Below are 21,894 nucleotides of genomic sequence, written 5' to 3' on the forward strand. Positions count from 1 at the left end.
CTTTACCTCCCGATCAAGGCAGCAAGCCCGGAGGGGATGCCGATGAAGATTCCGAGCAAGAGCGAAAGAGAAGCCAGAATCACGACCGACGTCACCATGACCGGAGACCCCTCTTTGACTTCCGGGAAGGTCTGCGGTCCCAAAAAGACCTTGAAAAAGAGCCGCATCAGATACATCACGGTCATCACCGCGCCGAGGATGAAGGCGATCGCAAGCGCGATGTTTCCCGAAGAGACGATGCCGCCGATCACGAGGTATTTCGCGAAGAACCCGCCGAACGGTGGAATTCCCATGACCGAAAAGGCACAGAAGAGGAACGCGAGCGCCGTGAGCGGCATGCGTTTATAAAGCCCGCCCATTTTGGTGATGTCTTTCGTATGCGTCGTGTGTTCCACAATACCCGCGCAGAGGAAAAGCCCGCCTTTGGCGACGCTGTGCATCAAAATATACAGCATCCCGCCGATGAGGCCGGTTTCGTTTCCGGCAGACAGTCCGGCGAGGATGAACGCGAGCTGGCTGATGGTGGAATAGGCGATGACGCGCTTGATGTTGTTTTCGCGCATCGCGACTCCGGCGCTGATGAGCGCGCTGACCGCGGCGATGACCGGCACCGCGACGGTAAACGCCTTGTCGATGTCAAACGTCACAACGAACAATCTCGCGTAGGCGTATACGCCGATTTTGACGAGCACCGCGGCATGCAGCAGCGAAGTGACCGGAGAGGGCGCGACGCCCGCGTCCGGCAGCCAGCTGTGCAGCGGGAAGGTCGCCGACTTGGACAAAATTCCGAACAGAATCAGCACGACCGCCCACGATGGGACCGAAACGCCCTTCATCGCGGCAAGGTCAAAAGTACCCGTCTGCCCGTAGATTCCGACAAACCCGATGAGCATGACCAAAGCGCCGCCGACGGTGATCAGAAACGCCTTGTTGGCGCTGCGGATTTCGGTCTCGCCCCGGTAAAAGCCGATCAGCCGCCAGCAGCAGATCGCGGCGATCTCCCAGAAGATATAAATGAAAATCAAGTTCGTCGAAAAGACGAGACCCATCATCGCCCCGATAAAAAGGGTCACCATGAAATAATATTCGTTTTGATTTTCATCATGCTTGATATATCCGAAGGAATAAAGCACGATGATAAAAGCGACGGCAGAGGATGTCATTGCCATAAAGACCGCAAGCGCGTCCGCGTAAAAACCGAAACTCATCCCGAGCGGCAGGTCAGCGTGCAGAGAGACCGGAGAACCGGAAAGCAGACCCGGCAGGGTGAGAGCCGCGCAGGCGAAAGCCGCGGCGACAAAGGCAAGCGCGGCGCCGTTGCGCAGTTTCGGGCCGATCTTCCCCAAAAGCGGGAGAAAACAGGCGCCGGCTAACGGTATGAAGATACTTAAGAGGAGAAAAATCTGTTCCATTTCGATGTCCCTTGATTCTCCGTTCAAAGAATAAATGGCCTTGTTGCAATTAAGCTGTTCTGAGGCAGCTTTTGACAATAAGGTCCATGAGCAATAGTTAATTGTATGCCTGTTTGCATATAAAGTCAAACGGTATTTTTCAGCAAATTCTGGGGAGCAGTCCGCCTCTCGGCAAAATGATTTTCCGGCTTGTCCCCCAGGGTGTGACCGCATAGACATTTCCCCCTTTTTTGCCTTCTTTGACTTCTTTGACTTCTTTGACTTCTCCGATGATTGCAGCGTCTTTTCCGATTTTAGTTGAACGCAGCGCTGTAAGCGTTTGAAGGGCAAATCGTTCGGGCACGGACAGCAGCATAATCCCCTCGTTCGCGATCAACAACGGCTCCAGCCCGAGCATCCGGCAGGCCGCCGAGACGTCGCTGCGCACCGGCAGGCATTCATCGTATATCGCAATATCAATCCCGTCATAAACCCATTCGCAAAGAGTCGCCGCGACGCCGCCGCGCGTCGGGTCGCGCATCGCGTGGATCTCAAATCCTTTTTGCAAAACGCCGTCCGCGAGTGCCGCAAGAGGGGCGGCGTCGCTTAGAATCGGCGGAGAAAATTCCATCTTTTCGCGCGCGGCCATGACCGCCATGCCGTGCGAAGCCATGTTCCCGCTGATGAGAATTTTATCGCCCGGCATCGCTTTTTGCGCAAGCGGAGGCCTGTTTTTTGAAAATATGCCGACCCCGGCCGTGTTGATGAAAATCCCGTCTGCGCTGCCGCCCTCGACCACTTTGGTGTCTCCGGTCACTATCGAAACGCCCGCTTCTTTTGCGGTCTCGGCCATCGAGGCGATAATGCGGCGTAACACATCCGTCTCAAAGCCCGCTTCGAGGATCATTCCGACCGAGATATATTTGGGTACCGCGCCGCTGACCGCAAGATCGTTGACCGTGCCGCAGATACTGAGCCGCCCGATGTCGCCGCCGGGGAAAAACAGCGGTTTGATCACAAAACTGTCGGTGGTGAACGCGATTTTTTCGCCCGCCTCGCAGACCGCCGAATCGGTCAGGGGATTGAGCATATTGTTTGAAAAAGCCGGCAGAAATATTTCTTCGACCAGTTCGCGGCAGGCCTGTCCGCCCGACCCGTGGGCAAGCGTGATCTTGTCCTGCATCTTTATTCATCTCCTCCGTATCTGTAATAAGCCGCACATGCGCCTTCAGACGACACCATACACGCGCCGAGCGGCTTTTCCGGCGTACATGTCTTCCCGAAATTCGCACAATCGGTCGGCACGTTCTTCCCGCAGAGCACGCGGGCGCAGATGCAGCCCTTTGCCTCCGGAATCTCTTCCCTTCGGATTTCGAACTGCCGCGCCGCGTCGAATTTTTGATAACGCGCTCTGATTTTCAGCCCGCTGCCTTTTATCTCACCGAGACCGCGCCAAAGCGCGTCACAGGGCTCGAACACTTTATCAAGAAGCGAAAGCGCGTTCTTGTTCCCCCCCGCCGTAACCGCTCCCGGATAGGCATTGACGCAGTTCTTTTCTCCGTTTCGCAGCATACTCACGATACAAAATAACGCCGTCATGATCTCCCGCGGTTCAAATCCCGAGACGGCGGCGGGCAGCCCGAGCTCGTCCGCGACAAAGGAAAAAACGTCCGCGCCCGTGATCGCCGCCACATGCCCCGGGCAGAGCAATGCGTCAATTTTGCTCCCGCCTTTCAATAATTGCCGGATGGCCGTCGGCATGGTCTTGTGGGCACTCAAAACACTCAGATTGTCGATCTTCAGGTTGTCCGCGGCCTCGATCAGCGCGGCGGTAAGGGGCGCTGTGGTCTCAAAGCCGATCCCGAAATAGACCACCCTTTTTTCGGGGTTTCTTTGCGCGATCGCCAAAGCGTCCATGGGTGAGGTCACCATCCGGACGTCTTTTCCGCTCTCATAGAGGGAATATAAACTTTTGTCGCCGCAGGGCACCCGCAGCATGTCCCCGAAGCAAGTGAAAATCGCATCGTCTTCATTCGCAATGGAAAGCGCTGCCGCGATATCTTTTTGCGCCGTGACGCACACGGGACAGCCCGGGCCTGACACCAGCCGGATATTTTTCGGCAGCAGCTGGCCGATGCCGTATCTGCGGACGGCAAACGTGTGCGTGCCGCAGACCTCCATGATTTGAATCGGCCCCAAATCCGCCGCCAGCTTTTCAATGCCGTTTTTTAATTCGATGATGTCGTGCTTCATGGTTGTAAATTATGCCCCATCACTTCGTCGATCAGCGCGTCGAGTTCCCCGCCCTCATCTTTATCGAGAATCTGAATGACAAACCCCGCATGCACCAGGGCGTATTCACCCGGCCTGGCGTTCGGAAAAAGCCGTAAGCTCGCGCTTTTGGTCACGCCGCCGTAATCGATCTGCGCGGTTCCGTCTTTGATTTCGATGATTTTCCCCGGTATCGCAAGGCACATATTGTTCACCCCATCCTTTTCGCCGCCGCGGCGGCCTGCCCGAAAGAGATCCCGCCGTCATTCGCGGGCACTTTCTCATTCGAATAAACTTGAAACCCGCGCTTTTGTAAATTTTCGATCCCGTTCCCGAGCAAAAACGCGTTTTGAAACACCCCGCCCGACAGCGCGACCGTATTGCATCCGGTCTTTTTTTTCATGAGGACGGCGGAATCAACGAGCAGACGCGCCATGGCGCGGTGAAATTTCGCGGAGATGACACCCTTTCCGCAGCCCGCTTTGACGTCGTCCACGATGTCGCGAATCATCTGCCGCCAGTCGAAGATCATCATACCGCTTTGAACTCCGATCTCTAAACCGTAACTGCCGTTTTCGGAATCGTCCAAAACCCCCTCGAGCGCGACGGCGGCCTGCCCCTCAAAGGACACATGCGTTTTGATTCCGGCGAGCGCCGCGGCTGCGTCAAACAACCGTCCTGCCCCCGAAGTCAGCGGCCATCCGTCCTGATCCCCGCGTTTTAATAACAAACTTGCCTCGTCGGCGTATCGCGGATAAAAGTCTAACGCGGCATCTCTGCCGCAGGCGATGTCGAGCATCGCAAGCGCCATGCGCCACGGTTCGCGGATGGCGGCCTCCCCGCCGAACAGCGGCGCGTACAGCAGATGCCCGATCCGCTCGCTTTTTCCGATGCCGCCGAACAGGGCTTCTCCGCCCCAGACCGCGCCGTCGGTCCCGTACCCCGTCCCGTCGAAAATCAGTCCGACCGCGTTTTCAAGATGGTGTTCCGCCAAAACGGAGGCGAAATGCGCGTGGTGGTGCTGAATCTCGAGAACGGGCAGCGTCCCTTTATAACGTTCCGCGTACCTCGTCGAGACGTAATCCGGATGTATGTCGCAGGCGATCGCTTCCGGTTTTGCCTCGAACAGCCGCTGAAACGACTCGATTTCCGATTCGTAAAACGCGGCCGCGTCCATGTCGTCGAGGTCGCCGATGTGCCCGCTCAAAAAGGCGTTTTCACCCTTTGCGAGACAAAAAGTATTTTTCTGCTGCGCGCCGAGTGATAAAATCACTTTGCGGTTGCCGTTCAGCTTTACGGGCTCCGGCACATACCCGCGCGCCCGTCGGATCAACCGGGGCGCACCCGCCGCCGCCATGCAGACGCTGTCGTCTACCCTTCGGAAAATCGGCCGGTTGTGGGAAAGCATCGCGTCCGCCATTGTAAAAAGACGGTTTATTGCTATTTCGTCATCGAAAATCATCGGGCTGTCGGAGAGGTTCGCGCTCGTCATCACCAGCGCCTCGTGATTTTGCATGATCAGACCGTGTAACGGCGTATAGGGCAGCATCACGCCGAGCCGCCCGTTTTCCGGCGCGATGCTTTCTGCGAACGCGCACCTATCGGTCTTTTGTAACAGCACGATCGGCTTTTTCTCGGAGAGGAGCAATGCTTCTTCGGTCTCATCGATATCGAAAAACCGCCTTACGGTCCCGATATCGCGCAGCATCAGCGCAAAGGGCTTGTCAAAACGAATCTTGTTTCGGCGCAGCCGCGCAACCGCCGCCTCATTCGCCGCGTCACAGGCGAGGTGATACCCACCGAGCCCTTTTAAAGCGACGATGCCGCCGTTTTTAACACACTCGCCGAATAATGAAATCGGGTCGCCCTGCTGCAAAACTCCGTTTTTATAAAAACCGAGATGCGGCCCGCAGGCCGGGCAGGCGTTCGGCTGCGCGTGAAACCGCCTGTCAAAGGGATTTTCATATTCCTCTTTGCAGTCCTTGCACTGCAAAAATCCTGCCATCGTCGTGTTTTTTCGGTCATACGGGACGTCGCGGATGATCGAAAAACGCGGCCCGCAGTCGGTGCAGTTGGTGAAAGCGTACCGGTACCGCCGGTTGTTTTTGTCCGCGATGTCCGCCGCGCAGGCCGCGCAGATCCCGATGTCGGGCGAGATCAGCGCGTCTTTCGCGCCCGTGCCGCTTGCTCGGATCACGAAATCCCGATTGCCGCGCAAAAGCATTTTTTTCGCGTCGACACGGTCGATCCGGGCCAACACCGGCGGACGTTTTTGAAGCGCCGCGAGAAACTCCTCACAGGCGCGCTCCTCCCCCTCGATCTCGGCGTAGACGCCCTCGGGGGTGTTCTGCACAAATCCCGCAAGCGACAGGGACTTCGCCAGCCTAAACACAAACGGACGAAACCCGACGCCCTGCACTATGCCCCTGACGACAATCGAATAACGGATCATCGGATTTTTTTCAAATCGGCCTGCGCGATGATGAATCGGATCAACTCATCCGCGTGATAAACGCCGTCTTTTTTCCCCGTCTCAAAAATCTCGATTTGGGGATGGATGCCGGTGATGTACTGTTTCATCGTATCGATGTTTGCGTCCACATAGGGCAGCAGGTCGGTTTTGGTCAGCACGGCGGCGCCGGCGTTCAAAAACGCGAGCGGGTATTTCAACGGCTTGTCCTCGCCCTCGGCGACGCTCAAAACCACCATTAAAAGGTCTTCGCCCAAATCGAATTCCGCCGGGCAGACGAGATTTCCCACATTTTCGATGATGAGCAGGTCAAGCGAATCGAGGTCAAGCTTTTCAAGTTGATTTTCAATCATCTTCGCGTCGAGATGGCAGCCGCCGTCGGTGTTGATCTGAACAGCGGCAACGCCGGTTTTTTGAATGCGCAGCGCGTCATTTTGCGTGGCGATATCGCCCTCGATCACCGCAATTCGCAATTGTTTTTGCAGTTTCGGCAGGATGTTCTCAAGCAGCGTCGTCTTGCCCGAACCCGGCGACCCCATGACGTTCAGCACATAAACGCCCTTCGCCTTGAATTTCTCCCGATTCACCGCCGCGATTTTATTATTATATTCATACAATTCTTCGTCGATTTCAATTTCTTTAATCATAATAAGGGCCATCCTTAAGCAGATTGGGTTGAAAAATGAATTTTTCAACCTTCTTCCTCACATTCCAGACACTTTAAATAAACCTCTTCGCCGCTGATAATCGTAAAATTCCTGCTTTTGCAATTTGGGCAGACGATCGGAAACCCGTCGGCCTCGTATTCATGCCCGCAGTCCGGGCAGTGAATTTTCGCGGGCAGCTGTTCCGTCTCCAGTTTCGCGCCTTTGAAAACCCCGTCCCGCGTCATCGCTTCAAAGGCAAATAAAAACGCGTCCGGCAGGACGTTGGCAAACCGCCCGATTGAGACGGTCACCCGGTTGACCCGGGTCACGCTGCGCCCTTCGAGCGCGCGCGCCGCCGCATCCATCAAATTTTGCATCAGCGCCGTCTCATGCATGCCGTTTGCCCCTTTCGCCCGAATCGGAGAAAGGCCGGGATTGCCCGTCTCCGCAACTGATTATTATACTACGAATCGGCTGAAAATCAATGACGGCGCGCCGCCGTGAGGCCTTGCCGAACCCGGGGCCTTTCATCGGATTTTCGCTTTCCTTCCTCTCTTGATATGATATCACATCCGCAGTCCGGATTGCTATCCGATTTTGCATTTTGTGCGGCTTAAATTCGGTACACAGCCCGCCGCGATCTCCGTAAGCCCGGGTCGATATTCATATCATGTCTATATCTATATCTATATCTTTATCTTTATCTATATCTTTATCTATATCTATATCTGTATCTGTATCTGTATCAGGGGTTGTTTTGGATACCCGTTTGAAACCCTGAGAGATTTGCTTGGGGTTATTTAATATGTTATGATAGGGACAAGCGAGTCCGACATTCAGAGAGGATGAATTTTCATGACGGAATTGGCTGTTCATAACCTGAAGATATCGATCAATGGCGAAAACGGATATACGATTGAAAAAATCGAATACGATGACGCGGAAATTCTGCGCGGCATCCCGTTTCATGAATTTAACAGCTCTGTGTGTCACTGCAATGCGGAGGAACTGACGGTTTTAGAGCAAACCCCTGAACGAATCGTCGTCTCTCTGTCTGCGAAAACAGAATACTTTCATGCTGATGAAACCATTTCTATCGGCGATTCGCACATCGAACGCAAACAGACCTACCGGATCATGAAGGATTTTCACGGGCATTTTCTGCCCCGTTTTACGATCAAGGGAAGCGATATCCGCTATACCTATCCGATTCATGTGTACGAGGCGCCGATATCACAAGTGCCGCCGCTCAGGCAGGATATCTCCTGGGCAGTCCCTCTTCCGGCGCATGTCTGGCACACCGATGAAAACGTCATCGTTTACGGGGTCAATCAAAACGAAGGCAGAGGGTCACCGGACGCCTTTCAAACGGAAGACGCCGAAACGCTTTCGATTGGCGTCCGTTATCCCGACAGAACCGGGCAGGCCGAGGGGTTTGCGTTTTATACGGGTTCGCGGCCTCTCGGCGACGCCGATTTTTCAAAAGGCCAAACCGTCATCCTGTCCGAATTTGTCATGACAAAAAAGAGAGAAGACGAACCGCTTTTGGAAGCCGAAAAAATGGCGGCTCAAATTCTGCTGAAAGAGCCCCCCGCACCGATTGACTATCACAGCGTATCGCAAAAACTGGCCGGATATTTCAAAAACTGCGGCCTTTGGGAAGAGGACGTATTCGGCGAGGGCTGCGGGTGGTTTCGCAATATGTGGATCTATACGGCGTTCGGGACGCCCAAAAAAGACCCCTATTATGACTTGGGCTGGGGCGAAGGATACGGCGCCGCCACAATCTCCGCTCTTGCGCGGTATATGGACAGAACCGGGGATGATTTTTCAAAGCAGATTGACCAAATGAGCCGGGGGATCCGGTTTTTCCTGCGCGAACAAAAAGTGCCCGGCGCCTATTACGACCGCTATTTCGAAAAGACGAAAGAGTTCTGCGATTTCACAGTCGACAAACGCATCTGGACTCACTCTTTGGGCGAAATCGGGCTGCAGCTGATCCAATTATACCATGATGTGCCCGATTATCGGGAAGACGTTCGCACCATTTGGTTCAATACCGCAAAAGACATCGCCGATTTCATGATTACAAAGCAAAAAGCCGGCGGAGACATCAACGACGGATTCGAGGCTGATAATCGCGAGGCCAATCCGAAACCGCACCGGATTCCCGCGAGAGCTGTTTTTTGCGGGCTATGGGTGCACCTGTATCGATTTACCAAAGATCAAAAGTATCTGAATGCCGCCCGGCGGTTGGCGCTCGCCGTGAAACCGGAAATCGACCAATACGAATTTTTCAATCAGATGATCGACGCGTTCGGGCATTCTTCAAACCCGCCTTCGCCGATCGAGATTTATGACGGCGAAAATTCCGCCTATGCGCTTCAGGGATTAACCGAATTGTATCTTGAAACGAAAGATGAAGAAAACCTCTCTCTTTGCAAAAAATGTGCGGCATATCTCATCAGCTGGATGTATTTTTATAATATTGATACGGGGCACAACGGCGTTACGCGCGGCGGAACCGTCTGCAGAATGCCGGATTACCCGCTGCTTTATCTGGGCGCCGGGTCATTTGGCTATGTGCCGCTTGTCCGGCTTTCCAAAGCCACCGGCGATGCGTTTTATCACCGGATGGCAGCCGAACTGCTGACTTGCGTATCGAAATACTTTTTCTCGGCTCCGGGCAAGCCCTTTGATAACGGGCTGGTTCACGCGATCGATCAGAGCAACTGCCTGTATTGGGGGCCGGACAAGGCGGGTCAATTGGACACCGGCATGACGAGCGGAATGGCGCTGATGCTGATGGAATACACGATCAAATTCGTAATCTCGGAAATCTGATTGCGGGCACGCGGTCCGGCTCCGTATGGTTCATGGTCCTAATGACCCTTTCTTTCGACGTCATCGCTGCAATCTTCCCTCCCGTTCCGAATCAGATCCATTTCGAACCGAATTCGCGCGCTGTCTTGAAATAGGCGGCGATGTTTTCGTCCGGCGTGTTTTCGCGGAATGAGTCGGAACTGCCGAGGATGAACCGTCCCCCGGGCGAGCCCTTCTCCAATGCCTCGATGACCGCCGCGCGCACCTGCGCGGCCGTGCCGCGCTGGACGACATACAGCAGGTCGACATAGCCCTTGAGGGTCATCTGGTCCCCGGCGATGGCCCGCGCCGGACCCAGATCCACGTCGCCGACGGGCGGCGGCGTCAGCGTCTCCGCGACGTCGGTCCCGGTTTCCAGGTAGTACGGCAGCGTCTTCATCATCTTCCCGTCGTCATACAGATCATAAGTCGCCCCGTAACTGTGTACGAGCTCGACGTGCTTTTTCATATACGGCACGAAAACCTCGCGAATGATTTCCGGCGACCATCCCGTCGACAGCGACGAATAATACCAGGAACAGAAAATGTGCTCCGCTCCCTGTTCAAGGCACTGCCGTGTTTCCTCCGTGATATGGCCGAAAAAAAGATCCAGGATATCGCGGAAAAGACCGGGGTCTTCGTAATAGTCCGTCATCAGGTTCTCGACGCCGCGCGAATCGCCGGCATTATGATCCAAAGGGCTGCGAATAAAGGTCTGCACGATGCCGTTTTCGCCGAGCGCTTCGCAGTCATTTCGGTATTGTTTCAAATTGACGCACTTCTTCGGATCGGGCATCATATAGCGGATGCGCTCGAGGTCCGAGCGGTCTTTGATCAGAAACTCCAGTTTCACGGGATTCGGGCTCAAGCCGTACTCACGGCCGGCGGGCGCCACTCGTATGAGATCCTCCAGCTTGCCCGCGGGCGTATGGATGACACGCCGGATGATCTTGGTATCGTGATCGTCGCGCACCGTTGTCTCAAGTTTGATGTCGTCCGAATAGGACGCGTCAAAAAACACGCTGTCGAACGGATTCGGCATGCCCGAACCGGCCGTGACGGTGATGTCGTGCCCCCATTCTTTCTGCGCTTCCAATGCGGTTTTGAGATAGGCGTTTCCCCCGTATTTCCAGCTTAGGTAAAAACCGTCTCGGGGAGATACCGGTATCCGGTCGATTTCCTGTCCCCGCATCGCGCGCGCCAGCCGTTCCTTGCTTGTCATAATCGCTCCTCTTTTCCCGTCAGACGGGATTATAAAATAATATAAACGGAAATCGGTGCTCTGTCTAAGTTTTATGCAGTAATATATATGTCTTTCCTTTTTCGGCGTGGAATACAATTCGGCCTTCGGCGTCGTTTTCGCATTGCAAACCGTTGCCTTCGCTGTCTTTTGCCTTGAGCGGAACTGCGCACCGGATTCGGCACACCCCGTCTGCGGATGCAGTAACAGTCGCGCTTTCCGGTTCTTTGCCGCGCCAACCCATAGAAACGGTATATCCGCCCCTTGCGCGCAGACCGGTGACGCTCCCCTCGGGCCACGCGTCCGGCAGCGCGGGCAGCAAGTCGAGATAACCCTGATGGCTCTGCAGCAGCATTTCGGCCACAGCCGCTCCGACGCCCAGGTTCGCCTCGATTTGGAAAAGGCGTCCGTACAGAACGGAAAGCATCGATTCGCTCGTCGCATTTTCAAGGAATCTCTCCAGCATTCTGAGCGCGGCGCCGCCGTCCCGCAGGCGCGCATAACAGCACGCAAGCCAGACGAGTGTCCACCCGATGTCGGAGAAATTATCGCGGGTATCGGGCGCGAAGCCGTGTTCCACCCTATGAGCGATGGTTTTCGCAACAGCCGCGAGCAATTCCGGTGTTTTCTCCGTAATGGAATCGCCGGGAAACAGGCCGTATACCGGCATGATATGACGGTGTCCCGGATAGCACTCCTCATGTTCTTCGCCCCATTCGAGAATACGGCCGTCGGCGCCGATGCGCAGCGGAGGAAGACGGTCTATAAGATTTTGCCAGCGCCCGGCTTCATCCCGATCGGCATGGAGTATCCGGGCCGACTCGACGGCGAATGTCAGGGCGTCGCGGCACAGTGTCACGTCGGCCGCTGACGATACGCAGATGGATACCGGCAAATCACCGCTCCCTCTAAACCGGTTTTCCGGGGATTGAGATGGGACGATTTGAATTTCGCCGTTTTTGCCCTCCGTGAGATAGTCCTCATAAAAACGCGCGGCCTCACGGAAGTACGGGTACGCGCGGTACCGCAAAAAATCTTCATTTTGGTCGAAGAGCCAATGTTCCCACAGGTGGCGGGAAAGCCAGGCTGCCCCTCCGGTCCATACCGCCCAGCCGTACGACTCCGGCGTGGCGCGAAACCACGAGTCCGTGGTGATCGGCACATAGACCCCGCGGCAGCCGTAAAGGTCCTGTGCCGCCTTCCGCCCGTGCGGCACCAGTTTTTCCATGTAAGAAAAGAGCGGCTCCGCCAATTCCGGCATCCCGCAGCACTCCGTCAGCCAGTGGCACATCTGGATGTTGATGTCATTGTGGTAATCCGCTCCGAACATCGGATTGAGGTCTTCGTCCCACTTGCCCTGCAGATGAGCCGGCAGTTCGCCGGTATTGCAGCAGATGAGCAGATAACGCGCCAGGTTGAAAGCTCGCGTTATAAGCCCGGTGGATACGCCGTTTTCTTTTCCCAGGCGAAGCAGCACCCTGTCGTAAAAATGGCGGAATCGGGCCGTATGGCGGCGCAGGGGTTCTTCCCACGGCAGATCGGGTACACGGTGCGAAGAGATCTCTTTTTCCGGAGCGTCTCCCCCGGCCGATGTGCCGATGTCGAGGAAGACCAGTATCTCTTCGGCGTCTTCCGCCTCAAGGCCTCCGTCTTCGGCAAAACTGACCTTTCCGCCCTGAGCGCGGATCATCGCGCGCACTTCAAAATCGATGCCCCCGGAAAAGCTTCCGCGCATGCGCAGCATTTCGGCAGAGCGGTCAAACCGCAGTGCGCAGCCGGCGTCTTCGGCTCTTCTGAGCGAAAAACGTCCGCCGATGCGCCCTGACGAACACACCGCGCGGACGATGACGTACGGCGCATCCAGCGACGCAATTGTTTGAATCGTAATCCGGGCTTTACCCGTATTCCGGGTTTCGGTGACAACGGCGTCCGACATGCCGAGGGTCCGGCGGTAACCGGATACGGGCGCATCTTCGCCCACCGATGCAATCGTGAAAATCAGGTCGCCGGCGGGTTGAAACGGATCGATGCGATTCGGCGTTCCGCTCATCCCTCCGGGCCCCGCGAAATAACGGTTGGCCAGTTCGGTCCCCCGCGCGAAATCCCCGGAGAGCAGCAGCTCGCGCACTTCGGAAAGATGTTCGGCGGCGGGGATATTGTCCCGCAGGCGCGTCGTACCCCTGCGCAGTCATTCGTGATTGAGCGCGAGGCGGGAACACCCCGGGCCCCCGCATACCATCGCAGCGAGCCGGCCGTTTCCGACCGGCAGCCCGTCGAGCCAGCGGAAAGGCGCGTGATCCGGAGATATGCGCTCGTCTTCGTTTGAGCGGTCTTCGGCAGTAATATCATAAGCGCCCATTCAATGACTCCTTTGAAATATTTTTCCGGCTGCCGGCGTACTGCATGCAGGGCATGTTCGCGGTAATTGTTTCTTTGCGGATGTCTCGGTTGTTTAAATTTATTATAGCAAACGATTCTTATTTTGCAACCCAAAAAATGTTTTTCCGGAGCCGTTTTATAATCTTTCAAAGAGCCTGTTCCTTCAATAAATGAACACCCGCTTTGATACGAAGGTATCATAGGAGGTGTTCTGTTATGGCGTGAGCTGCCAAAATAAAATCGAAAAAAAGCTCCGAAATACAGCCGGGGTTAAAAATGCAAAAGTGAATTACAGTGCGGGAACTGCGGATATCACTTATGATGCCGACATCATTTCTTTAAAAGAACTCTCTGCTGTGATTGAAAAGCTTGGCTACAGAGTGCTCACCGGCAATGAAAAAGAAGTGCCCAAAACAGGACGCATCATCGGAATCTTAATCATTATCATCGCCTTGTATGTGATTTTACAGCAATTGGTCTGCCAGAATTGCGGGAATAAATTTACCATGGATCGCATGGAAGTGAAATCCGGCGGATGTAATCCCCGGCCGATTTTTGCAAAAAATAAGACCGTGACGGACGAAACCATCACGATCTCCTATAACTTCCTCAATGAAGCCAGGCAGATATTTGCCAATTGGAAAACATCCTATTGATCCTTTTTCAACATGTGAGCTGTCATGGAGCACCCTACTTTTAAACCGTTTTGTGCTAAGTAGTCCGCTCCCCAGCGATACATGGCTTCGAGGATGGATTTGATGCTTCTCCCCAATTCGGAGAGCTTATATTCAACTTTCGGGGGTACGACCGGATAGACCGTTCGGATGATCAGATTATCGTCTTCCAATTCACGCAGCTGCTGGGTCAGCATTTTGGGCGTTGCCTGCGGTATCAATTTTCGCACTTCGCCGAAACGCAGGGTATTGTCAATCAGATGCCATAAGATCAGAGACTTGTATTTTCCGCCGATCATTTCGATGGTGGTATCCACAGGGCAGTTTAAGCCGCTGCAATCACATTTCATTCCGAACCCTCCTCAGTATCGTATCCGACAGCATATCAGTGTATATGCTTTCCCGGCAATACACGCTTGATGATATCACACGGGCAAATGAATGTCAAAACGTCATAAAACCGCAATAGTATCATTTAGGGTATTATCGCACAATAAAGTGCGTACTTGCCAAATTAAAATCAACTGTTAAAATATAAGTATGGGAGCCGACGGAGATATAAAGCCCGAGGGCGCCCGGCAAAAACCGGTGAGGTGAAACTGAATGAATACACAAGTACTCAGCATACGGGGTATGACCTGTGCGGCTTGTGCGCAACGTATAGAAAAGACCATTCGAAAACTCTCCGGCATCGAACAGGCAACCGTGAATCTTGCGAGTGAAAAATTGTTCGTAGAATATGACCCGGACAAGTTAACACTCGATACCGTCAAAGATGCCGTTGCAAAAATCGGTTATGAAGTTGTTGAAAAAAGCGATAGCAGCCATGTGGCGATCCCCATCGGCGGCATGACCTGCGCGGCCTGCGCTCAGCGGGTGGAGAAGTCCATTAAAAAACTCGAGGGTGTTGCAGGCGCTTCGGTAAATCTCGCCACCGAAAAAGCGACGGTTCAATACGACCCGCAAAAGATCCGGCTTTCGGCCATTCGCGAGTCCATCGAAAAAGCCGGATACAAAGCGCTGGAGATCAATAAAACAGACGCTGCCGATGAAGACCGGAAACGCAAACAAAAGGAAATCCGGACTTTGTGGATAAAATTCATCGTTTCCGCGATATTCTCGGTTCCGCTGCTCTATATCGCAATGGTTCCGATGATCAAATTTATAAAGCTTCCGTTCCCCGCCGGGCTTGATCCCATGCAGTATCCGCTGATATACGCTTTAATTGAACTGTTGTTGGTGATTCCTGTTGTCGGTGTGGGATATAAGTTTTATACGATCGGATTTAAAAACTTGGTTCGGCTGAGCCCGAACATGGATTCTTTGATCGCCATCGGAACCACCGCGGCAATCCTATACAGCATCTATAACACCTGGCAGATTGCACTCGGCAACTTTAAAGCGGTTGAGCATCTGTATTTTGAGACCGCGGGCATCATCATCACGCTGATCTTGCTCGGCAAATCATTGGAGGCGGTATCAAAGGGACGTACCGGCGAAGCCATCAAAAAGCTCATGGGTCTTGCGCCGAAAACCGCGATTATTCTCCAGGGCGGTGCGGAAAAAGAAATTCCGATCGATGAAGTCGAAATCGGTGACGTCATCGTTGTCAAACCGGGCGCTAAAATTCCGGTGGATGGCTCAGTCACCGACGGCCGCACGTCAATCGACGAATCCATGCTGACCGGCGAAAGTATGCCGGTGGACAAGAAACCGGGAGATCCCGTTTACGCCGCATCATTGAACACCACAGGCACAATCCAATTCAAGGCGGAGAAAATCGGCAGCGACACCGCACTCGCGCAAATCATCAAACTGGTCGAAGACGCGCAGGGCTCCAAAGCCCCGATCGCGCAAATGGCCGATATCGTCTCGGGTTACTTTGTCCCGATCGTCTGTGCGATTGCCCTTGTCGCGGGGATTGCCTGGTACTTCGGAACCGGCGGAAATCTTGAATTTGCCCTGACCATCTTTATTTCGGTGCTCGTCATCGCCTGCCCCTGTGCGCTGGGCCTCGCCACTCCGACCGCCATCATGGTCGGGACCGGCAAAGGCGCTGAAAACGGCATTTTGATCAAAGGCGGAGAAGCGCTTGAAACCGCGCATAAAATCAATACCATCGTGTTTGACAAGACAGGCACCCTCACGGAGGGAAAACCGACCGTTACAGACGTCGTCGCTCTGGGGGACCTCCCTGAACAGCAGCTTCTTCAGTTGACGGCATCTGCCGAAAAGGGTTCCGAGCATCCGCTCGGTCAGGCAATCGTCCGCGGCGCCGAAGAAAAAGGATTAAAGATCTCAGCGGCAGAGACCTTTGAATCCCTCACGGGACGGGGAATTGAAGCAAAAATCAACGGGCAGCTCGTCCTTGCCGGAAACCGAAAATTGATGGAAGAGCGAAATATCTCGTTGAGCGAGCTGGAAGAATCATCTGATAAACTGGCCGGTGAGGGAAAAACGCCCATGTATGTCGCACTCGACGGCAAACTCGCGGGTATCGTTGCGGTAGCCGATGTGGTGAAACAAAGCAGCCGCTCCGCAATTGAAAGTTTACACAGAATGGGCATAAAAGTGGCCATGATCACCGGCGACAACCGCAAAACCGCTGAGGCGATCGCCCGTCAGGTCGGCATCGACCGTGTTTTAGCCGAGGTTCTGCCGCAGGACAAATCCAATGAGGTCAAAAAGCTGCAGGCGGAGGGGCATAAAGTCGCGATGGTCGGGGACGGCATCAACGACGCGCCCGCGCTGGCGCAAGCCGATATCGGCATCGCCATCGGCTCCGGCACGGACGTTGCGATGGAATCCGCGGACATTGTTCTGATGCGTTCCGATCTGATGGATGTCCCGACGGCGATCAATTTGAGCAAAAGAACCATTCGCAATATCAAGCAAAACCTGTTCTGGGCATTCGGTTACAACGTAATCGGCATCCCGATCGCGGCAGGCGTGCTCTATCTGTTGGGGGGACCCCTGCTCAATCCGATTTTCGCGGCGGCGGCGATGAGTTTGAGTTCGGTTTCCGTTTTGACAAACGCGCTTCGTTTAAAAAGATTTAAAGCATCAAGAGAGGATCAGGTGAAAACAATATGAAAAAAAGTGTTAAACTCACGATTGTCATCGGGATTGCGGCAGTCGCGGTAGCAACGCTTCTCTTCGTAATCCTGAGAACGGCGGGCGGCAATCTCGATGTGGTCGGAAAATCATCCGTGACTTCTTTCAACAAGATTTTAAAAACAATTCCCGGCAAGGTAAGCGCCGATGAAATGAATGCGGGCTGGTCCCTGAAAGCGCCGGACGGTTCGGTTCGTTTTATCTGGAGCGAGGACTACAGCAAAAGCCCTCTGCATGATGTGATGCTGGAGCTTGACGCAAAACCGTTCATCGATGCGGGACTGGATACAGGCAAATTACCGGAAAACTATGCTTATTACGAAGGCATGCTGATGGTGGGAACCAAATTGGGCAGTGACTCCTTCAATTATAACGGTCAACCGACTCCGCTTACGGCTTACGAAAAAATCGTTCAAAATTACCGCAGCTCTGTCGGATATCATACAGCGCTTGACCATTACAACGTCAGCGTCGGCGGCGGCAATATGTTCGAGTGGGCAAAAGATCTGAAGACGAATGGCACAACCGGAGAGAATCAGGATAAAGACATTGTCTTTGTGCTCAATCCCGAGCCGCTGATCGCGGCAGGTGTCAATCCCGAAAAAGCGGAAGGATGGGTATATGCACAGGTCACTGTGGATATCAACGGGAAACCCACGCAGGTCTATAAGTTTTTAAAACCATTTAATTTAGACTAATCTTTATTTACGAAAAGGAGAAATAACTATGGAAAAAAGCATCATCCGGGTGGACGGAATGTCCTGCGAGCACTGCGTTAAGGCCGTTACGAAAGCGGTCGGAGCACTGCCTGGAATCGGCAATGTCACTGTGGATTTAAAGGGTAAGACGGTGACGGTGGATTACGACCCGGCGAAAACCCCTCTCGAAAAGATCAAAACGGAAATCAATGATCAGGGCTATGATGTAATCGCATAATTTGATAAGGGTAACCGCGAACCGTGCGGTTACCCTTTTATGCATTGGTTCAACAACTTCCGGCTACATAGTGCGCTTGGATATCTTTCACCGGTGGAGTTCAAGAGATCATGTACCTTATAATTTCTGTCCGATTTAGGGTTGACAATCCATTAATAAGTGATATAAAGATCGCACACCAGTCGGAGCGGATGTGAGTAGATACTACCACACCCTTCCAATATAATCAAGGAGGATGTCAACATGAAAACAGTAGATTTAGAAACCGTTATCTTCGAGGAAAAGGGACTCGCGGCTTTATGCCAGATGTTTGCTAACCACCGGGAAGAGTTAAGCCAAGAGGAACAGGACAGCATCACCTATATGCTCTCCGACCTCATCAGCGAAAAGGCCGACAAATTGCAGAATGCCTTTTACGGAGAGAAATGACAGCGGGGAGCGGTTCTTAGGGCCGCTCCCTTCTCTTAATTAAAGGGTCAAATGATACCCAGTTATCATGTTTTCTAATCTGTAAAGGGTAAATTGAAGGGTCAAATGGCATTATAAAAGACGTAAAAACCCCGCAAACGGCTTGTTTACGGGGTTTTTCTTTGAAAGTAGTGACCAATTTTAATACCAAATTGCACATAACCCCGTCCATAATTAAATTGTGTAGAGAATAATTAAAAGATGCACATGCCCAACGTCCCACGGTTTAATTATAACACTTCACCATACATGCGTATACTACCTTTATTAAATTTATTGATTTATAAATCTAACAAAAAAAGAAGCGCATCTTGTGAATACGCTTCTTTACATTTGTGCTGTTCCGAATTCGCCGATTATCCACTTGTTCCTATTGCATATTTCTACCCAGACCGTCTACTACATTGGCAAATCCGGTGCCGTTCTGGTTTGTCTTCGACACAAGCGAGCCGTTCGGGGTATACGAATAACTCTCGATCTGCTCTAACGCGTCCTCGATCGTTGCGACGTTCTGATACCGGTCGTATGTGTACGTTGTGGTATGCCTGCCTCCGAGAGGCATTCCGTCAGTCTGTGTGAGAACGCTGCCTGCACCGTTATTATATATATTCCAACAAAGGTTGGATTTTAAATTTATCCTTCATAGGGATCGACGAAATTTTCTGCACCTATCCTGCTCATAACCATTTCGCGTATTGTCATATGAATCTTTTGTATTTTCTCATCTTTATCCCCTTCCACAAACTCTAATGTTTGCACCACACAATTTCTTTTATTTTCTCCATATCCTTCAATACAAATCTGCTCTCTTCCGATTCTCGATACCATTTTTGATTTGCCTTTATCGGGAATTTTCCAAAAGTTCGTTTCTTCAATAATAGATAAAAAATCTTGTGTATCTTCTTGCGAAAACTGACCGTTGTATTCAAATACGACTTCGGGTTCGTTTTTCCAATCAACATCAAATAAATCGCCAGCCCAATGCATTTTTAAACATTTCACATCTATTGAGTTGTCAGCGAATATTTTAATATTGTAATAATAAAATAATCTTGAATAATAGGGGGTATCAAATATGCGAAATTCATATTTCGCTTGAGTTTCTGCTACAGATTCCTCTATGTCCACATAATTTAAATCATTTAAAAAATCTTTATACATAATATAAAAACCCCAAGTAAGGTCATCAACAATTCTCTCGGATGATTCCGAGAGCGATGAAGCTTCCCTTATAGAATTCAACTCCGATTTATTGTCCAGTGAGTTATTATATGCACATCCGTTTATTAAGAAGAGAATCAAAATACTAATAGCGAACTTTTTCATGCTGTATACCCCCTTTGAATTCTATAATAGGGTCTTCTAAACTTATAATACGCAGCCCAATTCGGCCATTCCATGTTTACACAATCATAACCGTATTCGCAAAATTTATCTTTTATATGATCTCTAAAATATTCCTCAAATTGCAAATAAAAAGATTTTTTTGAAACGAATATAGGTAACTTGTTTGGTATAAAATCATCAACTTCAGTGGTTTCTTTTGTCTCGAAATCATATTTAAGTAATTTTAGTTCTGGAGTTGCTACAAACAATATCTTTCTATTTAGATCAGCAAAATCCCTATCAGGCGTTGAAAAATCCTTGCCATTTGGATGTGTATGAGCGAAAGCAACGATAGAGGTTCCAGTGGGCACTTTCCAAACTTCATCTATTGCGTGTGCAGTACCAAATTGGAATCCAATAATTCCATATTTTAATACATCATCAATTATTGAGTAAATTGTCGTGTGAAATTCTATCATTAAAAATAATGATAAAGCCATTGCATTTTCAGCAAAAAACATTGCTGCTTCTTCTATCGTATCAAACAAAGGACTGTTATAAAACTCGTTTCCAAAAACTACAGCGTCGAGAGCTGGGTTAATCTGTTGATTTTGTAAATCCATTAGTAGTTTATCAAATTCGATATCATCCTCGGGAAGACGATTCGGTAATGCAGTACACCCACTCGGATCGACAAACGAAACCGAATTGTTATTGCAATATACATACCAGTTCAATCCGTCATTTGCCGGATCCTGCTGCGTGAACCTTCCCGTACTCGGCTTGTAATACCTCGCCCTCAGGTAATAAGTCTCTGTTTCCTTGTCAAAGTACTCGCCGCAGTAACGAAACGGGTTCGCGTCCGCCGGATCGGGATTAGCTTCAATCCCAAACGCATCATAGATATATGATTTCGTCAGGTCACAAGAAGAATCCGTCAGTCCGGTCACATCACCATGCGCGTTGTAGAGATAATACACCTCTGTCGTGTCGAGGAACGCCTTGATTCTGCCGATGCCATAAACATACCGGTTTTCGGTAGTGGTGGTATTTTCACCTTCTGTGGTTGAGATGAATTCGTTCGTGATGTTACCGCCATCCCAGACATAGGCCGTAGAGGTATTCCCACTGGCTTTACTTACTCTCAATCCATCCGGCCCGTAAGTATAGTTGGTTACAACACTGTCCATGCCGGTGTAGGACTTCAACTGCCCGAACAAGTCGTAGGTATTTGTCGTAGTACTCGTTCCGATGGTTGCAATTAGCTGGCTTCCGTTATCGTCATAGGTGTATGTCGTATTTCCGGCAACTCCTGTTTCACCCGTCAGCCGGTTATTGGAATCATAGGTGTAAGTGGTTACAGTCACGCCGCCGATTGTCTTTGTCGCGCGGTTATTATAAACATCGAAAGAATAACCGGTTGTGACGGTGGTCTGATTCTCTGTCACAGCTTCCGCTGTCAGCCGCCCCAGATCGTCATAGGCATACAGTGTGGTCTTTGTGCCTTCCTGTTTACCTACTTGATTACCGTCCAGACGGTACAGATACGAACAACTCGACAAAGTGTTATTACTCTCATCTTTGTTGACCAGTGTCTTGACCATGTTCGCAAGGTTATAGGTATATGTGGTAACTTCCCCGTTACCAAGTGTCATTGTCGCCCGGTTGCCGTTTGCGTCGTACGTATAAGTCGCTTCGGTTTCCCCGTTTTCTTTTACTGTGACTACCCGACCCAAACGGTCATAGGTGTAGCTTGTGGTGTTTGTAACCCCGTTCACGGTGATTGCCGAAGTGAGCATTCTCCCTGAAAGGTCATAGGTATATGCCTTTTGCGAAGGAATGCCGGAAGCGCCCAACGTAACCAAGTTCAGCTCTAAAACCACTCGACCATAACCGTCATAGGTATAGCTCGTCGTCACGCCGTCCGCGCTGACGCTAGAAACCTGTCCGCCGTAGTTGTATGCCGTCGTATGTGTTTGCGTCGCCGCACTCTTCGACGCGTTGATTGTCAAGGTCCTGCCAAGCCCATCTACACCGTAAGTGAAATCGGTTCCGTTCCGATCTGTCTTTGAGGTAAGCGACCCATTCGGCGTATAGGAATAGCTCTCGGTTTGAG

Annotated in this window: 18 protein-coding genes and 1 pseudogene; 6 read left to right on the forward strand and 13 right to left on the reverse strand. The window is 51.8% G+C overall.

The features are described 5' to 3' along the window. Positions 1-2 precede the first annotated feature (2 nt). From PKH29_06295 to PKH29_06325, 7 genes are all read right to left on the reverse strand, one after another. Positions 3-1,412 carry an NADH-quinone oxidoreductase subunit L gene (locus PKH29_06295; GenBank protein ID HNX14448.1) on the reverse strand — a complete coding sequence of 470 codons (1,410 nt, stop codon included), beginning with the start codon at positions 1,410-1,412 and terminating at the stop codon, positions 3-5. Between the two features lie 139 nt (positions 1,413-1,551). Beyond that, on the reverse strand, positions 1,552-2,574 hold the full coding sequence (hypE, locus tag PKH29_06300; GenBank protein HNX14449.1) for a hydrogenase expression/formation protein HypE: 1,023 nt from the start codon (positions 2,572-2,574) through the stop codon (positions 1,552-1,554). Between the two features lie 2 nt (positions 2,575-2,576). Continuing rightward, positions 2,577-3,644 carry a hydrogenase formation protein HypD gene (gene hypD / locus PKH29_06305; protein ID HNX14450.1) on the reverse strand — a complete coding sequence of 356 codons (1,068 nt, stop codon included), beginning with the start codon at positions 3,642-3,644 and terminating at the stop codon, positions 2,577-2,579. Then, on the reverse strand, positions 3,641-3,868 hold the full coding sequence (locus PKH29_06310; GenBank protein ID HNX14451.1) for a HypC/HybG/HupF family hydrogenase formation chaperone: 228 nt from the start codon (positions 3,866-3,868) through the stop codon (positions 3,641-3,643). The genes hypD and PKH29_06310 overlap by 4 nt, the downstream gene beginning before the upstream one ends. 5 nt (positions 3,869-3,873) lie before the next feature. Next, positions 3,874-6,114 carry a carbamoyltransferase HypF gene (gene hypF, locus PKH29_06315; GenBank protein ID HNX14452.1) on the reverse strand — a complete coding sequence of 747 codons (2,241 nt, stop codon included), beginning with the start codon at positions 6,112-6,114 and terminating at the stop codon, positions 3,874-3,876. Then, a complete protein-coding gene (gene hypB / locus PKH29_06320; protein ID HNX14453.1) occupies positions 6,111-6,779 on the reverse strand; it encodes a hydrogenase nickel incorporation protein HypB in 669 nt (222 codons plus the stop codon). The genes hypF and hypB overlap by 4 nt, the downstream gene beginning before the upstream one ends. Positions 6,780-6,823: 44 nt before the next feature. Beyond that, positions 6,824-7,174, reverse strand: a complete 351-nt coding sequence (locus tag PKH29_06325; protein ID HNX14454.1) for a hydrogenase maturation nickel metallochaperone HypA — start codon at positions 7,172-7,174, stop codon at positions 6,824-6,826. A gap of 460 nt (positions 7,175-7,634) precedes the next feature. Between PKH29_06325 and PKH29_06330 the strand changes: the two genes are divergently transcribed. Continuing rightward, positions 7,635-9,623 carry a hypothetical protein gene (locus PKH29_06330; protein HNX14455.1) on the forward strand — a complete coding sequence of 663 codons (1,989 nt, stop codon included), beginning with the start codon at positions 7,635-7,637 and terminating at the stop codon, positions 9,621-9,623. Between the two features lie 91 nt (positions 9,624-9,714). Here the strand turns inward: PKH29_06330 and PKH29_06335 are convergent, their stop codons facing one another. Then, positions 9,715-10,863: a uroporphyrinogen decarboxylase family protein gene (locus PKH29_06335; GenBank protein HNX14456.1), complete on the reverse strand. Its 1,149-nt coding sequence runs from the start codon at positions 10,861-10,863 to the stop codon at positions 9,715-9,717. Between the two features lie 64 nt (positions 10,864-10,927). Then, positions 10,928-13,240: pseudogene (locus PKH29_06340) on the reverse strand (glycoside hydrolase N-terminal domain-containing protein). A gap of 226 nt (positions 13,241-13,466) precedes the next feature. On the opposite strand from PKH29_06340, the gene PKH29_06345 reads away from it, so the two are divergent. Continuing rightward, positions 13,467-13,916 carry a Fe-S-containing protein gene (locus tag PKH29_06345; GenBank protein HNX14457.1) on the forward strand — a complete coding sequence of 150 codons (450 nt, stop codon included), beginning with the start codon at positions 13,467-13,469 and terminating at the stop codon, positions 13,914-13,916. Here the strand turns inward: PKH29_06345 and PKH29_06350 are convergent. After that, positions 13,910-14,284, reverse strand: a complete 375-nt coding sequence (locus PKH29_06350; GenBank protein HNX14458.1) for a helix-turn-helix domain-containing protein — start codon at positions 14,282-14,284, stop codon at positions 13,910-13,912. The two genes, PKH29_06345 and PKH29_06350, sit on opposite strands and share 7 nt — an antisense overlap. Before the next feature lie 253 nt (positions 14,285-14,537). Here PKH29_06350 and PKH29_06355 point away from each other — a divergent pair, with 253 nt between their 5' ends. From PKH29_06355 to PKH29_06370, 4 genes are all read left to right on the forward strand, one after another. Further along, on the forward strand, positions 14,538-17,027 hold the full coding sequence (locus tag PKH29_06355; protein HNX14459.1) for a heavy metal translocating P-type ATPase: 2,490 nt from the start codon (positions 14,538-14,540) through the stop codon (positions 17,025-17,027). Then, positions 17,024-17,746: a hypothetical protein gene (locus PKH29_06360; protein ID HNX14460.1), complete on the forward strand. Its 723-nt coding sequence runs from the start codon at positions 17,024-17,026 to the stop codon at positions 17,744-17,746. Before PKH29_06355 ends, PKH29_06360 begins: the two co-directional genes overlap by 4 nt. A 28-nt stretch (positions 17,747-17,774) precedes the next feature. Beyond that, positions 17,775-17,984, forward strand: coding sequence for a copper chaperone CopZ (gene copZ / locus PKH29_06365; GenBank protein HNX14461.1), 210 nt, complete (start codon positions 17,775-17,777; stop codon positions 17,982-17,984). Between the two features lie 243 nt (positions 17,985-18,227). Continuing rightward, positions 18,228-18,413: a hypothetical protein gene (locus PKH29_06370; GenBank protein HNX14462.1), complete on the forward strand. Its 186-nt coding sequence runs from the start codon at positions 18,228-18,230 to the stop codon at positions 18,411-18,413. A gap of 409 nt (positions 18,414-18,822) precedes the next feature. Here the strand turns inward: PKH29_06370 and PKH29_06375 are convergent, their stop codons facing one another. The 3 genes from PKH29_06375 to PKH29_06385 form a co-directional block, all read right to left on the reverse strand. Then, complete coding sequence (locus tag PKH29_06375; protein ID HNX14463.1) at positions 18,823-19,014, reverse strand: hypothetical protein; 192 nt, start codon at positions 19,012-19,014, stop codon at positions 18,823-18,825. 71 nt (positions 19,015-19,085) lie between these two features. Beyond that, positions 19,086-19,778 (reverse strand): hypothetical protein, encoded by a 693-nt coding sequence (locus tag PKH29_06380; GenBank protein HNX14464.1) that lies wholly within the window; start codon positions 19,776-19,778, stop codon positions 19,086-19,088. Further along, on the reverse strand, positions 19,775-21,894 hold a 2,120-nt coding region (locus PKH29_06385), incomplete at its 5' end, for an RHS repeat-associated core domain-containing protein (GenBank protein HNX14465.1). The genes PKH29_06380 and PKH29_06385, both read right to left, overlap by 4 nt.

This window comes from Oscillospiraceae bacterium (assembly GCA_035353335.1).
Classification (GTDB): Bacteria; Bacillota; Clostridia; order Oscillospirales; family JAKOTC01; genus DAOPZJ01.

Excerpts from the sequence above, each read along its gene's own strand:
- PKH29_06370 (HNX14462.1), top strand. The coding sequence starts at position 18,228 with ATGAAAACAGTAGATTTAGAAACCGTTATCTTCGAGGAAAAGGGACTC.
- hypF (HNX14452.1), bottom strand. The coding sequence starts at position 6,114 with ATGATCCGTTATTCGATTGTCGTCAGGGGCATAGTGCAGGGCGTCGGG.
- PKH29_06310 (HNX14451.1), bottom strand. The coding sequence starts at position 3,868 with ATGTGCCTTGCGATACCGGGGAAAATCATCGAAATCAAAGACGGAACC.
- copZ (HNX14461.1), top strand. The coding sequence starts at position 17,775 with ATGGAAAAAAGCATCATCCGGGTGGACGGAATGTCCTGCGAGCACTGC.
- hypB (HNX14453.1), bottom strand. The coding sequence starts at position 6,779 with ATGATTAAAGAAATTGAAATCGACGAAGAATTGTATGAATATAATAAT.
- PKH29_06325 (HNX14454.1), bottom strand. The coding sequence starts at position 7,174 with ATGCATGAGACGGCGCTGATGCAAAATTTGATGGATGCGGCGGCGCGC.
- PKH29_06360 (HNX14460.1), top strand. The coding sequence starts at position 17,024 with ATGAAAAAAAGTGTTAAACTCACGATTGTCATCGGGATTGCGGCAGTC.
- PKH29_06355 (HNX14459.1), top strand. The coding sequence starts at position 14,538 with ATGAATACACAAGTACTCAGCATACGGGGTATGACCTGTGCGGCTTGT.
- PKH29_06295 (HNX14448.1), bottom strand. The coding sequence starts at position 1,412 with ATGGAACAGATTTTTCTCCTCTTAAGTATCTTCATACCGTTAGCCGGC.
- hypD (HNX14450.1), bottom strand. The coding sequence starts at position 3,644 with ATGAAGCACGACATCATCGAATTAAAAAACGGCATTGAAAAGCTGGCG.
- PKH29_06335 (HNX14456.1), bottom strand. The coding sequence starts at position 10,863 with ATGACAAGCAAGGAACGGCTGGCGCGCGCGATGCGGGGACAGGAAATC.
- PKH29_06350 (HNX14458.1), bottom strand. The coding sequence starts at position 14,284 with ATGAAATGTGATTGCAGCGGCTTAAACTGCCCTGTGGATACCACCATC.
- hypE (HNX14449.1), bottom strand. The coding sequence starts at position 2,574 with ATGCAGGACAAGATCACGCTTGCCCACGGGTCGGGCGGACAGGCCTGC.
- PKH29_06375 (HNX14463.1), bottom strand. The coding sequence starts at position 19,014 with ATGCCTCTCGGAGGCAGGCATACCACAACGTACACATACGACCGGTAT.
- PKH29_06380 (HNX14464.1), bottom strand. The coding sequence starts at position 19,778 with ATGAAAAAGTTCGCTATTAGTATTTTGATTCTCTTCTTAATAAACGGA.
- PKH29_06330 (HNX14455.1), top strand. The coding sequence starts at position 7,635 with ATGACGGAATTGGCTGTTCATAACCTGAAGATATCGATCAATGGCGAA.